Origin of the sequence: Nostoc sp. MS1, from assembly GCF_019976755.1 — a bacterium.
Classification (GTDB): Bacteria; Cyanobacteriota; Cyanobacteriia; order Cyanobacteriales; family Nostocaceae; genus Trichormus.
Map to the genome: position 1 here is coordinate 6914544 of NZ_AP023441.1, position 14936 is coordinate 6929479.

The 14936-nt window shown below is 40.4% G+C and carries 13 protein-coding genes; 5 read left to right on the forward strand and 8 right to left on the reverse strand.

Features of this window, described 5'->3' with window-relative positions; translation table 11 throughout:
- Positions 1-55: 55 nt before the first annotated feature.
- Both NSMS1_RS29985 and NSMS1_RS29990 read left to right on the forward strand, forming a co-directional pair.
- Positions 56-1864, forward strand: coding sequence for an ABC transporter ATP-binding protein (locus tag NSMS1_RS29985; RefSeq protein ID WP_224088762.1), 1809 nt, complete (start codon positions 56-58; stop codon positions 1862-1864).
- Between the two features lie 82 nt (positions 1865-1946).
- The gene (locus NSMS1_RS29990; protein WP_224095394.1) at positions 1947-2378 is read left to right on the forward strand and encodes a hypothetical protein; all 432 of its coding nucleotides are present in this window, start codon (positions 1947-1949) and stop codon (positions 2376-2378) included.
- Positions 2379-2597: 219 nt separating this feature from the next.
- Here the strand turns inward: NSMS1_RS29990 and NSMS1_RS29995 are convergent, their stop codons facing one another.
- The gene (locus NSMS1_RS29995) at positions 2598-2783 is read right to left on the reverse strand and encodes a hypothetical protein (RefSeq protein ID WP_224088764.1); all 186 of its coding nucleotides are present in this window, start codon (positions 2781-2783) and stop codon (positions 2598-2600) included.
- An 885-nt stretch (positions 2784-3668) separates the two neighbouring features.
- Positions 3669-5933, reverse strand: a complete 2265-nt coding sequence (locus NSMS1_RS30000; protein ID WP_224088766.1) for a tetratricopeptide repeat protein — start codon at positions 5931-5933, stop codon at positions 3669-3671.
- A 134-nt stretch (positions 5934-6067) separates the two neighbouring features.
- Here NSMS1_RS30000 and NSMS1_RS30005 point away from each other — a divergent pair, with 134 nt between their 5' ends.
- On the forward strand, positions 6068-6328 hold the full coding sequence (locus NSMS1_RS30005) for a hypothetical protein (RefSeq protein WP_224088768.1): 261 nt from the start codon (positions 6068-6070) through the stop codon (positions 6326-6328).
- 57 nt (positions 6329-6385) lie between these two features.
- On the opposite strand, the gene NSMS1_RS30010 is transcribed toward NSMS1_RS30005, so the two are convergent.
- Genes NSMS1_RS30010 through NSMS1_RS30025 form a run of 4 tightly spaced genes read right to left on the reverse strand, consistent with a single transcriptional unit; the run spans position 6386 to position 9760 of the window.
- Complete coding sequence (locus NSMS1_RS30010; RefSeq protein WP_224088770.1) at positions 6386-6838, reverse strand: type II toxin-antitoxin system VapC family toxin; 453 nt, start codon at positions 6836-6838, stop codon at positions 6386-6388.
- A complete protein-coding gene (locus NSMS1_RS30015) occupies positions 6819-7061 on the reverse strand; it encodes a hypothetical protein (RefSeq protein WP_224088772.1) in 243 nt (80 codons plus the stop codon). Before NSMS1_RS30015 ends, NSMS1_RS30010 begins: the two co-directional genes overlap by 20 nt.
- A 1-nt stretch (position 7062) precedes the next feature.
- A complete protein-coding gene (locus tag NSMS1_RS30020) occupies positions 7063-8280 on the reverse strand; it encodes a DUF790 family protein (RefSeq protein ID WP_224088775.1) in 1218 nt (405 codons plus the stop codon).
- Entirely contained in the window at positions 8210-9760 is a 1551-nt protein-coding gene (locus NSMS1_RS30025; protein WP_224088777.1) for a DEAD/DEAH box helicase family protein, read from the reverse strand. Before NSMS1_RS30025 ends, NSMS1_RS30020 begins: the two co-directional genes overlap by 71 nt.
- 532 nt (positions 9761-10292) lie before the next feature.
- Between NSMS1_RS30025 and NSMS1_RS30030 the strand changes: the two genes are divergently transcribed.
- Complete coding sequence (locus NSMS1_RS30030; protein WP_224088787.1) at positions 10293-12557, forward strand: PAS domain S-box protein; 2265 nt, start codon at positions 10293-10295, stop codon at positions 12555-12557.
- A 71-nt stretch (positions 12558-12628) separates the two neighbouring features.
- On the opposite strand, the gene NSMS1_RS30035 is transcribed toward NSMS1_RS30030, so the two are convergent.
- A complete protein-coding gene (locus NSMS1_RS30035) occupies positions 12629-13612 on the reverse strand; it encodes a carbohydrate kinase family protein (RefSeq protein WP_224088790.1) in 984 nt (327 codons plus the stop codon).
- Between the two features lie 291 nt (positions 13613-13903).
- Here NSMS1_RS30035 and NSMS1_RS30040 point away from each other — a divergent pair, with 291 nt between their 5' ends.
- The gene (locus NSMS1_RS30040) at positions 13904-14452 is read left to right on the forward strand and encodes a pentapeptide repeat-containing protein (RefSeq protein WP_224088792.1); all 549 of its coding nucleotides are present in this window, start codon (positions 13904-13906) and stop codon (positions 14450-14452) included.
- A 59-nt stretch (positions 14453-14511) separates the two neighbouring features.
- Here NSMS1_RS30040 and NSMS1_RS30045 read toward each other — a convergent pair whose 3' ends face one another.
- A complete protein-coding gene (locus tag NSMS1_RS30045) occupies positions 14512-14862 on the reverse strand; it encodes a hypothetical protein (RefSeq protein ID WP_224088794.1) in 351 nt (116 codons plus the stop codon).
- Positions 14863-14936: the final 74 nt, after the last annotated feature.

The window sequence follows — 14936 nt, forward strand, 5'->3', positions numbered from 1 at the left end:
TACTCCCTACTCCCCACTCTGTGGTAATATCAGATGCACACAACTTTCAACGGCTGTGGCTATAGCATCTCCACCTGAACGGGTATTAAAAAGGCGTAGACATTCGGTTCATCCCCTCCAGCGCCTATTTGACTACGGACACCAGTATCGTCAACAGATGTGGTTGGCGACTGGTTGCTCGATTTTAAACAAAATTTTTGATTTGGCTCCACCTGCTTTAATTGGTATTGCGGTGGATGTGGTGGTTAAGCAGCAGGATTCTATCATTGCTCAGTTGGGAGTAAAAGATATCCTTGGGCAATTTTTAATTGTGTCACTGCTCACAGTCATCACTTGGATACTAGAGTCATTTTTTGAGTATCGCTATAAACTGTTCTGGCGCAACTTGGCGCAGAATATCCAGCATAACCTACGTTTGGACGCATATAAACACCTTCAGGAGTTGGAGTTAGCTTATTTTGAGGAACGCAGCACAGGTGGTTTAATGTCCATCCTTAGTGATGATGTTAACCAACTAGAACGTTTTTTGGACGTGGGAGCCAATGATATTATTCAGGTCATCACGACTATTGTAGTCGTTGGTGGCGCATTCTTTGTTCTGGCTCCTGGCATAGCTTGGATGGCGATTTTACCCATGCCTTTTATTCTCTGGGGTTCGGTGGCTTTTCAGAAATCTCTAGCACCGCGTTACGCCGATGTGCGGGAAAAGGTGGGGTTATTGAATGGACGTTTATCTAATAACCTGAGTGGTATCACCACAATTAAAAGCTTTACGGCGGAGGAGTATGAGGTAGGACGTTTAGAAATTGATAGTTCCGCTTATCGTCAAAGTAACACAAAAGCGATCGCACTCTCGGCGGCTTTTATTCCTCTCATTCGGATGCTGATTTTAGTCGGCTTTACTTCCCTACTCGTATTTGGGGGTTTGCAAACCGTCGCGGGGAAAATGTCGGTAGGTGCTTATAGTTCGTTGGTATTTTTAGTGCAGTTGCTACTGTGGCCTTTAACTAGGTTAGGTGATACCTTTGACCTTTATCAACGGGCGATGGCTTCTATTAACCGTGTAATGGAGTTGTTGGATACACCTATCACAGCGCACACGGGAAATATTGCTTTACCTGTGGAAGAGGTACGCGGTGAGGTTGAGTTTAAAAATGTGACTTTTGCTTATAAAGATAGATTACCTGTGCTGAAACATCTATCTTTGACGATACCCGCAGGCAATACAATTGCGATCGTGGGTTCGACTGGTTCGGGTAAAAGCACTTTAGTTAAGCTATTGCTGCGATTGTATGACGTGCAGGCAGGGAAAATTACTTTAGATGGGATCAATATAGAAGATTTAAGATTACGTGACTTACGTCGTAGTATTGGTTTGGTGAGTCAGGATGTCTTCTTATTTCACGGCACGGTGGCTGAGAATGTAGCTTATGGTACATTCGATGCAACGCAAGAGGAAATTGTCACCGCCGCGAAGATAGCTGAGGCGCACGAATTTATTACCCGCCTACCCCAAGGTTATGAAACAATTGTCGGGGAAAGGGGACAAAAGTTATCGGGAGGACAGAGACAAAGAATTGCTATTGCACGCGCGGTTTTGAAAAATCCACCAATTTTGATTTTAGATGAAGCGACCTCGGCGGTAGATAATGAAACAGAAGCAGCTATACAGCGATCGCTAGAACGGATTACAGTAAATAGGACGACAATTGCGATCGCTCATCGTCTTTCCACAATTCGTAATGCCAATTGTATCTATGTCATGGAATACGGACAATTAATCGAGTCAGGAAACCATGAAGAGTTGTTAGAGAAGAATGGAGTTTACGCTAGTCTGTGGCGAGTACAGAGTGGGTTGAGGTGAAGTGATGTTAGCGGTAGGCGGCGTGCTGAGTTGTGACTAAGGCGAAAATGACTATTGACTGTTGACTATGGACTAATGACTAATTATGTTTGGTAATACTAAGTCGGAAACAGGGAATAGTAAGTGGCGGAGTGAGTTGGACAGATTTGTTAAAGAAAATCAGTCAGAACTAGCGGCGCTTTTTTGGGCTTTGTGGTTAGAAAATGGTAATAGTCAAGGTACTATTGGCATTGATTTACAGCCAACACCACATTTTGTTTATTGCCCTCAAGAAGCTGTAGAAAAATTAAACGAGAATGTGGAAAATAGACTCCAGGAACTTTTGGGAATTATTGAACATAATCAACCAGAAGTAGAAGTTTTGATGATTGGTATTGGTAAAGGTGAAATTAAGCTAATTCAGTTTGCACCAGAACCAGCACCACAGATTTGTTTTGAACAAACTGGGAAGGATGTTGATAGTTTATTGCAACTACTAGAGCAGCGACTTAGTGAACAGATAAGTTCTGTTTAGTCCAGTATTTGCCAAATATAATAAATTAAAAACCTCGGTTTGTGAACAACCGAGGTTTAAGTATATGCTAGCTAGCTGTTTTGATCAACGTTTTTATCTATGTATTATTAAAATGTGATTTATAATTTCACTCAACTATCTTGGGAAATATAGCTGAGGTGAGACACTCAAACAAGTTCTAGCTATGGATATATAACCATTTGCCATAGCCTCAGATTCTTACTTGACTGGTTTTTCAGCCTCGGTAATTGCCTGCTCTAAAAAAATCTTTGCATCTTCAACCTGACCACTTTGCAAACAACCATAGACAATTTTGTTCCATTCCAGTAGAGCCGAAAGTTTTTGTTGAGAAATTTCGGGTAATTGTGATGGTGCAACTTTGGAATAAAGACGGATATTATTCACCTTGTTATCTCCTTGTGTAATTTAGTTTCCTATCTTTATATTTCATAATTACCTATTTTATCGACATCTTCTTAAGACAGATAGATTAAATTAATAGTTTCTTAATTTTCTATTCATTTGAGAATTGGCAAAAAAAGTTATATATAAATATATACGTAGATTGTTCTATTCCCAATTAGGTAAAAAATATTATTAATCTATGACTATTAAAATAATTAGTAAAAATTTTAGTCTTTAAATATAATCATTTTTTTAGATTTATTATATAAATTAATTGACATTTTTTTTACTCAAGCTAACTCAACATTAAGTGAACAATAGTTAAAGAAGATAAATTGAATCGATGCAGGCAAGTCAGGTACACCACCAATGCGACTTTGACTAATTTTTTCTGCTTATCCTGGCTCTAAGTGTAGCGCGATCGCAGGACAAACGTTCTCTAAAAGTTCGCTTTGATAAGCTGACAAACCTTGTGCTTGGATGAGTGTAATCAGTGGCTCAAGATTCATGCTTAGTTTACCTGTGGCTTCGCTTTGGCAGTAAGCTATTAGTTATAGTCAAGTAAATATTTCTTTTTGAACACGAGGCATCTGCTTCAGAACACAATGGTTCTACATCAAAACAAGAACAGTCTAACTTCAAACGGAAACGTTGTCGTTTAGAACAGAAACATTCTCACTTAAAACGAAAACGTTGTCGTTTAGAACAGAAACGTTCTCACTTCAAACGGAAACGTTGTCGTTTAGAACAAAAACGTTCTCACTTCAAACAAAAACGTTGTCGTTTAGAACTAAAAAAGTCTCATGACAAACAGAAACATTTTGGTTTGGAACATGAAACTTGGAGATGAAAGCTTGATTGATGAGGTTGGGAACTTGAATTTTACTATTGTGAGTTGAGGCGATCACGTACATATACTAAATGGTTACGTACCATAATAGTACGGTGATGATGAACTCCAAACCTTAATTCACAAATCTCTAAAGCCTTTTGAAATAGGGGTTCCACCTCCTTGTATCTGTGTTGAGAGAGATAGAGATCCGCTAAATTGTTGAAGCTACTGGCCAAATCTGGATGTTTGTGTGGGAGCAGGTTTTGCCTTATGTTCAAAGCTTCTAAATGACAAGCCTCTGCTTTTAGATAACAGTTTTGTGATTGATAAACTATAGCTAAATTATTTAAGATAGTAGCAACGTCAGGATGTTTCTGACCCTGAAGGCGTTGTCTCATTTTTAAAGCTTTTAGAAAAATGGACTCAGCATCTGTGTACCGTTTTTGGGAACTATAGAGTAAAGCTATATTGTTCAGGCTAGTAGCAACGTCTTCATGTTCAGTTCCCAGTAGGCCTTGTCTCATTTCTAAGGCACTTATATGAAGGGCTTCAGCTTCGCTATATCTGCCTTGGTAACGGTAGAGTTCCGCTAAGTTGTTGAGACTTTGCGCCACCTGAGTATGTTCTTGACCGAACAGGTATTGCCTGATTTGCAAACTTCTTAAGTACAAAGTTTCAACTTCACTGTATCTCCCTTGAAATTTGTATATTAACGCTAAGTCGTTGAGAATAGAAGCAAAATTAGGATGTTCTTCTGCCAGTCGCTTTTTACTGATTTCTCGACACTGTTCATACCAATGTGCAGCTTGGTCATACAATCCCTGACCATTGTAAAACAAAGCATTTCCGACAAAAGACCAAGCTAAATCATCATTGCTGACATACTCGATGAGATGATTTGCTACTTCAGCGATATGAGGTATGTTTACAGAGATTTTTTGAATTTGCTCACGATTGGGAGTTTTAGGAATATCTTGAGCGACCCCTACCATTATCCTGCAAAGCGCTCTCTTAAACTCCTCCGCCTGCTCTAAATCTTCCAGCTTATCTTTGAAAAACTCCCGCAACAGGGGATGCAGTTGATAAACTCCCTCACCTTTATGCTGGAGTAAATGTAACTGTAACAACTCACGTCTAGCTTTTTTCCAATCTTGAGCCTCATCATTTATTGTTACCCTCTCTACCAACTCCCAAGGAATCGGAGCTAAGGCAAATAAACTCAAAACACAGCCTAAACGTTGAGCATTTTCTCGCAATCGTCGCCAACTCATTTTAAAAGCATCAGCAACACCCCATTCAGTCTTCATTTCTTGTGGAACTTCTTCTAAAGCCTCATGCTTCAAACGCTCATTTTTCAAGTCTTGCAGCATATCCTTTAGGAGTAATCTCTCATCCCCTAACAAATAACGCCCGACTAATTCCAAACCCAAGGGCAAATATCCCAACCGCTTACAAAGTTTTCTCGCCACTAAAGGTTCACGCCGCAGCCTTTCTCTACCCACTATCGATTTTAATAACTTCATTGCCGCTAGTGGTGTCAGCACATCTAAATCTAATCGCACTATCGGCGACTGTAATTTTTCCCGCGTGGTTATCAACTGCTTAAACCGGGAAGGAACAGACTCTAAATAACATCTAACTTCCTCTCTATAGTTAGTGACGTTATCAATTACGAGTAAAACCTCACCCTCATGCCAATTTCTCAGACAGTATTGGACTCTCCCAACTAAATCTAAATCATCTGGGATGCTTAATTTGAGATAAGTACGGGCAAACTGCACCAGTTGCACCCCCAGATCCTGCGGTGCGGACAACCAACAAATTCCACCTTGATAAGTGAGGCGTTGTGAATAGGCATATCGCAAAGCTAGTTCTGTTTTCCCGACTCCACCCATCCCCGCAATAGCTGCAATTATTGCTACCTGTTGATTTTCCTGCAACAGTTTATGGAGGTTTTCCAATTCCGCTTCACGTCCGACAAATTTTTCTCTAGGTACAGCGAGGGGAAGATTATGATGAATTTCCGTTATCGGTCGAGTTTGGGGAACACCGTTATATTTGGCTGTTAGGTAAGCCTTTAATGTTTCTAGCTTTCCGCGTGTAGAGGTGGCTAACTCAGGACAACTTTGAGCAAACTTGTCATACACCTCAGTCATCCGCTTTTTAAAAGCAGCCGCACCAATATTAATCTCACTTGCTAATTTCGCTTCACTCTTACCTGAGTTTTCAACTTTTAACCTAGCTAAAAAGGCTGCTGTTTGCTCTGGGGATAACTCATGAGTAGCAGCTTCTTGTCTTAAAAACTCATCCCATTGCATAGACAGTCTGAAAAAATTTTACTTGATTCTACTTATCTTCTACTTGGTTTCTACTATATCTCTATTTGTCAGGAATTTCCGGTTTTAAGCGCAGAAATACTATGAAATTAGTAAATTTTTCTTAGGTTCACATTATGAATCCTGTTCTCACAAACTCTACCAATTCTCAAGTATCTACACAAACCGCACAGTTAGTTACCACATCTTCCCCAGCAATTGAAAAGCCGTCTGCTTGGATGCGCGAGGGTTACAGTCCCACAGAAATCATCCTCGCCGCAGCAATTTTAACTTCTTTGTTGATGGGAGGAGTTGCAACTGTAATTATGGCAATGACTGGGTTAGTCAAAACTGTAGCCGCAGAAACGGTAAACCAAGCCAGCCGAAAAACAAAATGATTTAGCATTGTAGAGACGTTGTATACAACGTCTCTACATTAACTGTTCAAACATCCTCTAATTTTGTAATGGCAAAACTGCAATTAATTCAGAAAATCTCGTAAAGTCAGTTGTGTTATGAGTGAGTAACTGAGGAATGCCATAAACTAACATTGTGGCAACAATATTAGCATCATGAACTTGTTTACCACCAATAGGAATTTCTTCCATAAGTGCCAATAACCTTTCTGTGACCTGAGAATTATCTTCAGCAATTAGAAAGCGGCTTTGGAAATATTGGATATCCTCAAGCACTGTTGCAATGGGTAGTGCATTAGTAAATTGTTGAGGACGAGTGAGAGTAGCTAAATATTCCCTGATTATTTGTCTGCTAATCCACAACTCAACCCCTGCATCATAAAAACTTTGGATAGTCTCCATAGTCACTTGATGAAACGGGGATTCACTCAGACTAGCATATACTAGGGTATTGGTATCTAAAAAAACAGGTCTACCGTCCCCAATCATCATACATATCCTCACGTCTTAAAGATAAATTCTCAGGCCAAGCACCACAACTATGCACTGGAAAGTTGAGAGGTGGACGCTTTTGTTTACTCTCTACTTTCTCACCTAAAGGTTGTTCATCAATTACTATTACTACCTGATGTTCACCCTCTGGAATATCTAAGGGTAATTGGGCTGTAATCTTACCATCTTTTGTGACTGTGGCGATTGTTTCTATACTTTTCATCTCATTCTCCTAACACTGCTAATACAGATTTTGGTAATAACTTATCTTTAAACCAAATGATTCTTGCGGGGACATTATCTAACTTAACTCCGGCTTTTTCTAAATTCAATCTTTCGGAAATAGCCAGAATCAAATTATCACAACCAGAACGCCGTACTTGCGAGAATTTCTTTTGTAAATATTCTGGTCGCCAATAACCGACAATTTCTAATAAAAAGTCTCGTCCATCAGGATGAACTAAGCGGAAATCCGGTATCATTACACTCCCTGGAATGGGAATTAAATCTACTTCTCTTTCTAATACCCAGTCAGTTTTTAAGGCATCCCATTTATCAGCAAAGGATGCTTCTAGCATACTATCGTAGGGTTTTCCTTTGGAGTAGTGGGATACTAAACCGCATTCGGAATTGAGGGTAAATCTACCTGTTTTCCAGGTATCTGTGTAAATATCACGGGTTTGTAATGTGGCGGCTAGACTCCATTTGGTGACGTGAAGTAATGCGGGGATAAGTTTAGCGATCGCTAACCCATATCTTGTACTAGCATGAAATAAGCTCGTCGGCCCGTCTACGGTAATTGTAAACCCGTGGTCAGCATCTCCTTCAATATAAGCCATTAATTGAAATAACTTCAAATAGCGGAATAATAGTTTATATTCCCCAGGAACATTGCGATGCGCGTTTAATATTAACTTACTGGCTTTATAAAAGATTCCCTGTACCTGAGATAAATTATATCTGTTTAATATATCTACTGCTGTGGGTACATCAAAGTTTGTCAAAATTTTATTTTCGGCTAAGTCGGCATAAAGTCCATCTTGTACTTGCTGGATTAAAACTTCCCGTTCTAATTCTTTGGTTAATTCATCAGCTATTTTGCTCAAAGTTAGTGGTGTTGATTCCCGGCTGGGTGCAGATTTTGCCGCCAAGGAATACACCCTTTCTCTTAATATCTGTGGTTCTAGAGGACTCACCACTTCAAATGTACAGAAGTTGCTTTTGATAATATAAGCCAAACCCCGTTTGACTCGGTAATCTGTTGCGTCTCCTTCTAAATCCAAAAGCTGACTTTCTAAAAAACCTTGAGTTTTGCCTTGTGCTGCTTGGAAACAGGCAATTAATTCATTAGTTAAATCTATAGTTTTCTGGTCAATCTTCAGTCTTTTTGGTATTATTTCTTCGCCGTTTAGTCGGTGGCTTAGTAGTTCCGTTGGTAGCATTTCCCTGGTTGTTCGCTTGTGAATCGACTGTATAATTTATCTCAATTTGTTCGGCAGCTTTAGCTGTTGTTTCTTTACCACTGCCGTAAATAACTTGTAGCTTTCCTTGTCTTTCCTCACCTCGTCTTCGCGCAGAAGTATTTTCTTCGCTGGTGTCTTCTGCTATTACTTCATATAAAATCGCTTGTTTATCTTGAATATTTCCCTTACGTAAAACTCTCCCCAAACGTTGTATATATTCTCTAGTTGAACCTGTGCCAGATAAGATAATAGCAATAGAAGCGGCAGGCACATCAACCCCTTCATTCAAGACATGGGAAGCAACTAAAGTATTATATTCACCTTCGCGGAACTTGGTTAAGATTTCGTGGCGTTCTTTGACTGGTGTTTGATGAGTAATGGCGGGAATGAGTAAATCTTGAGATATTTTATAAACGGTGGCATTATCAGCCGTGAAAATTAATATTCGTTCTGGATAATGTTTGGCGAGTAAATTAGCTAAAATTCTTAACTTACTATCAGTACCTAAAGCGATTTCTTTGGCTTCACGATGCGCTAACATAGCTCTACGTCCAGATTGCGATCGCGCACTCATTTGGACAAACATTTGCCAGCCTTGGATACTTCCCAAGGATATCTTTGCTTGGCGTAAGAAATCGTTGCGGGTTTGAATTAACTCGTTATATCTTTCTCGCTCATGCTGTGATAATTTCACCTTAATTTGCACAATTTCGTGTTCAGCTAACGCCTTCCCCGCCAAATCCTCAGCACGTTTGCGATATACTTCTTGTCCGATGAGGAAATTCAAATCAGCGTGTTTCCCATCGGTACGTTCTGGGGTGGCGGAGAGTCCCAGGCGATAGGGGGCGATCGCATATTCGGCAATCACTTTGTTAAAATCTGTGGGTAGGTGATGACATTCATCAAAGACAACCAAAGCATATTGATTACCCAAAGCTTCGGCGTGAATGGCTGCACTATCGTAGGTAGCTACCAAAATTGGCGACTTATCCCGCGAACCACCACCTAATAACCCCACCTCAGCATCGGGAAACGCCGCTACTAAATGTGCATACCATTGGTGCATCAAATCTAATGTCGGTACAACAATCAGGGTACTACGGGGTGTCGCCTGCATCGCCATCTGCGCCAGATAAGTCTTACCCGCAGCCGTCGGTAATACAACTACTCCTTGCCTTCCCGCCAGTTTCCAAGCTGCTAACGCCTCACTCTGATGGGGGTATGGTTCCATTTCCATACTCGCAACCAAATCTAAGGGGAAGAATTGCTTGGCTTCATCGATAAAGTCTACATCCTCGGCTTGTAGTGCTTCTACCACAGCGCGGTATTTCATGGCGGGGATGCGAAATTTTTCTACCCTATCATCCCATGTAGCAAAGTCCATCCAGGCTTTGCCCCGTGGTGGTGGATGTAAAATGAGTGTACCGCGATCGTAAGTTAAGGTGGGAGTGCGAGGCATTGGGAAATTAGGAACTGGGTATTTTGGATTTTGGATTGAACAATCTAAAATTTAAAATCGTAAATCCAAAATTTGACGGGAGACTGGGGAAGTTATTGTATGTGTGGTAATTTATCTTGAGTAGTTGATAGCCAGTCCTTTGATTACTAATAACCTAAAAAGGGGTGGATTATATAAAGGTTCAGAGAACTGGAAGAAAAATATTTTAATAATAGTATAATTTATTACTAACTACGTAGTTGGACATATTTAAATTTGATGGGCGATATCAATCCTAGAAATGTTTAACTTTTGACAAATCTTTATCCTAATTACAAATTTGAGTCAATTTTTAAATAAAGTTATCAATCATATTTAATTTTTCATATGTACAATAGTCGGCAATTATCTTTATTACTACTTTAGATAGATTCTATATCTAAAAATGTTAGTCCTTGATTTAGCTAAGGCAAAATAAGTTTGGAGCGATCGCATCATTTTGTCAATTTGGGGAAATAGTGCTTTAGCTACAGGTTTCAAAGGAGAAGCCATATTGAAAGGAATACGTCCTTGGGTTGCGCCCTATGCTGTGACATTTTTAGCAGTTAGCGGTGCTTTGTTATTGACTCTATTATTTAAGCCACTACTGACACCAACTATTTTTTTACTATTTTTCGCGGCTGTAGCCGTTAGTTCCTGGTATGGTGGCTTCAAGACGGGGCTGTTTGCTACTTTTCTATCTATTGTATATGTAAGTTTCTTTTTCTTTGAACCAGTATTTTCCCTATCAATAGCCAGTACAGGCAACAAAATACGCTTAGGCTTGTTCATCCTGGTGACAACGTTCATTAATTGGCTAAACTCAGAATTACGTGTTGCCAAGCAGCGTTTAGAACAGACTACTAAGCGGCTACAATCCAGCGATACACGTTTTAGAAGGTTAACCGAGTCCAATATTATTGGCGTAATTGTAGCTGATATAAATGGAGCGATCGCCGAAGCTAATGACGCTTTTTTGCAGATGGTAGGCTACACACGGGAGGATTTACTGGGGGGGTTGATAAGATGGCAAAATATGACACCCCCAGAATATCAAGAAATTAGCGATCGCTCTATTTCTCTACTACAAACTTTAGGTGTATGTCAGCTTTTTGAGAAAGAATACATCCGTAAAGATGGTAGCCGTGTTCCAGTATTGATTGGGAGTGCTTTTTTAGATGAGCGACAGCAACACATAATTGGTTATGTGCTTGATATGAGCCAGCAGAAAGCTGCACTAAAATCGACTCAACAGTTATTAGAAACACTAAGTCAACGAGAAGACGAGCTACGCTTAATTACCGATTCTGTACCAGTTTTAATTTCCTATGTTGATGCCGAACAACGTTACCGTTTTAATAACAAAGGCTATGAAGAATTATTTGGCATTTCTGCATCAGCAACTTATGGCAAACATATCAAAGAAATACTAGGTGAATCTGTTTATCAGCATACTTTGCCTTACATAAAAACAGTCCTGTCAGGAGAAAAAGTAACTTTTGAAAACCAAGTAAAAGATAAATATGGTGTAATTCACGACGTTAGCACTACTTACGTTCCCCGTTTTAGCCAGTCTGGGCAAGTTGAAGGCTTTGTTGTTCTAACTACAGACATTACTGAACGCAAACTAGCAGAAAAAGCCCTCAAAGACAGTGAAGCAAGATTACGGACACTTACAGAAAAAGTCCGAGTGATTCCTTGGGAAGTAGACGCTAATACTGGGAATTTCACTTATGTAGGGCCGCAAAGTGTAGATATTCTAGGCTATCCTGTCACAGATTGGTATACAGATAATTTTTGGTACGAACACATACATCCAGATGATAGGGACTGGGCATTGCAATATTGCTATGAATCCTCCCTAATGGTGGATAATTACGAATTTGAATATAGAATGTTGTCGGCAGATGGCAAAGTGGTTTGGTTGTACGACATTGTAAATGTGGTGCGGGATGGAGAAAAACCACGGCTGCTGCATGGTTTTATGATTGATATTAGCGATCGCAAACAAGTAGAACAAGAGCGCGAACAACTCCTAGCCCGTGAACAAGCCGCCCGTAGCGCCGCAGAAGCCGCCAACCGCATCAAAGACGAGTTTCTCGGTACACTCTCTCACGAACTCCGTACCCCCCTCAACTCCATACTAGGTTGGACACAGCTACTAAAAAACCGCACATTTGATAGCAATACCACCACCCTAGCCTTAGAAACCATTGAGCGTAATAGTAAGTCCTTAGCCCAAATTATTGAAGATATTTTAGATGTCTCCGAAATTATTCGCGGCCAACTCCGTCTCAATACTCAACCAGTAGAATTGATCCCACTGATAGAAGCCACAATTGATAACCTCACATTAGCCGCCCAAGCCAAAGATATTTATTTAGAATCCCAATTCGACTCGACCGTAGGGGTAGTAATGGGTGATGCCAACAGAATACAACAAATTGTTTGGAACTTACTGACCAATGCCGTTAAATTCACACCCGCAGGTGGCAAAGTTACCATACAGTTACAACACCTAGATCACAGTATTCAAATTCGCGTCAGCGACACAGGGTTAGGAATATCGCCCGAATTTCTTCCTTACGTCTTCGAGCGTTTCCGTCAAGCCGATGGTTCCAGCACGCGATCGCACGGCGGACTAGGATTAGGATTAGGATTAGTCCGTCACCTAGTAGAACTACACGGTGGTACAGTCCAAGCCGAAAGCCCAGGAATTGGACAAGGGGCAACTTTTATAGTTAATTTGCCGAGGAAGTCAATAGTCAATAGTCAATAGTCATTAGTCATTAGTCAGTTATCAGTTTTTCTCCCTTACTCCCCCATCTTCCCCCACTCCCTCATCTCTCCCTACTCCCCACTCCCTACAGACGTTAGAAAAGCTTCCACTTCCGCCACTGTGGGTTGAGATGCGATCGCACCTGGTTTAATGGTAGTCAGCGCTCCTACAGCACTAGCATAGGTAACAATGCTTTTTGCTGTCTCTGCATAGTTCAAGCTCTTGATACCATGTTTACTTAGTTGGTGAATAAATCCTGCGAGAAAGCTATCTCCTGCGCCTGTGGTATCTACTACAGGGATGGTAAAAGCGGGTATTTTTCCTTCATTCTCACCTAAACAATAGGCACAACCATTTTCCCCATCAGTTACTAATACTCCTTCGATTGAGCCTAAACGGTAAGTAATAGCGCCTGGGTCTGTTGTATCAAATAACCATTCCGCTTCCTCCTTGGCAAGTTTGAGAAAATCGACGCGCTTGAAAGTTTCCTGAATTTTTTGTCGAGCAGTATTCTCATCATGCCAAAATACAGGCCGCCAGTTAACATCTAGCACAATCTTCAAATCATACTGTTCAGCCAGTTCTAAGGCGCGGTGAATGGCTTTTTCACTCTCCTGGTAGGCTAATTCCAGAGTACCTAAAATGAGGAAATCCGCGTCTCGAAACAATGATTCTGGTATTTGCTTGGCTTGTAAACGAGTATCGGCAAATTCAGAAGTATCATACTCACCGAAACCAGCAAAAGTGCGATCGCCTGCTTCATCCCGCACCACATAAACTTGCCTTGTTGGTGCAGTAGGATGACGCTGTACACCCGTTGTATCTACACCTACCTCTTGTAATAGCGCCAGCAGAGCATTTCCTGGCTCATCTTCACCAACAGCACCAATAAATCCGGCTGGGGTTCCCAACTTCACCAAAGCACAGGCCACATTCGCAGGCGCACCTCCTGGATAGGGTGTCCAAGACTTCACCTCCTCCAGCTTTGACCCTAATTGATCAGCTAAACAATCAAATAGAACTTCGCCGAGGCACAAAACACGGGGATTACTCATCTCATTTTAATTTTTCACGGGGATTGCTCATCTCATTTTAGATTTTTAGCTTTAAATTAGAAATCTTTTATTCAAAATTAAAAAAGCTAGATATTACTAGTGTTTTTGAATACATAACTTTATATAAAATCATCATAGATGTATTTCCATTAAGTATTAGTGCAGAATAGCGAAAACTCCAGCACAATAAAATTAAAAGTTTCTTCTTAAATTCCAGTGACTTACAACTCAACAAATTGTTTTTAGTGTGGTGTGGTTAGTGTTAACCCAAAAACATCAAGAGGTGTCATTATGGATGCACATAAACTCCTAGATTTATATGCAATAGGAGAGAGAAAATTTCATAGAGCAAATCTGCATCAAGCTAACCTTTATGCCGTCGATTTAAGTGGTGCGAACTTTTCCGAGGCTGATTTAAGTGGAGCTAACCTCAGTCAAGCTAATTTGAGTGCTTGCAATCTTAGCCGTGCTAATTTAACTGATGCAGACTTAAGTGGAGCTAATTTGAGTGGTGCAAACTTAAGTGAAGTAAACTTTATCGGTGCAGACTTAATTAGAGCTAACTTGAAAGAAAGTAATCTCAGCCGAGCAGATTTACGAACTGCTATCTTAATTTTAGCCAACCTATCTAATGTCAATCTCAGCGAAGCGGAAATGAGTGGTGCTGATTTAAGTGGTGCTAATCTCAAAGGTGCAAATTTGATTGGTAGCAATGTGATGGAAGCAGAACTAAAAGGTGCTAACTTCTTAGGAGCTACGATTACAGAGCAAGAAATTACTGGTAGAGTCTTGCGTTTAGGTATTTCCCATCGGTGGGTAACATGGGCTGGTTGTCCTTAAAACAGTAGACAGTGGACAGTAGAAATAATCTGATAACTGTCAACTGTCAACTGATAACTTTAGTACACCAAGGGAGTTACATTGCGCATCTGGCGTAAAGAGTTGATACAAGCTGGACAGTCACAACCAAACAATTGAATGGCTATATCGCTCTCTGCTTCATTGAACTCCAACATAGGAGCATCTTCTTGAGTAAACTCTACTTCCTGCTGATAGTTAGGCACTTGAGCTAAAACAGAAGCTCTCATACAGACCAATCCTACCTTATGTTTATTTCTGATACAGGTTAGTTTGTCTGTGTTTTTGACTTCTGGCTCAACAGCCTGTGCTTGATTGACCATAACGGTCATAGATAAAATTGAGGCTATTAAAACGGGGCTAGAAATTAAGGCTAAGATAAATCTGTTCATGGGTTTCCTTGGAAATAAATTCTGACAACTCAGAATAATCCGATTAAATCCTACACTGATACTGATTGTCCATC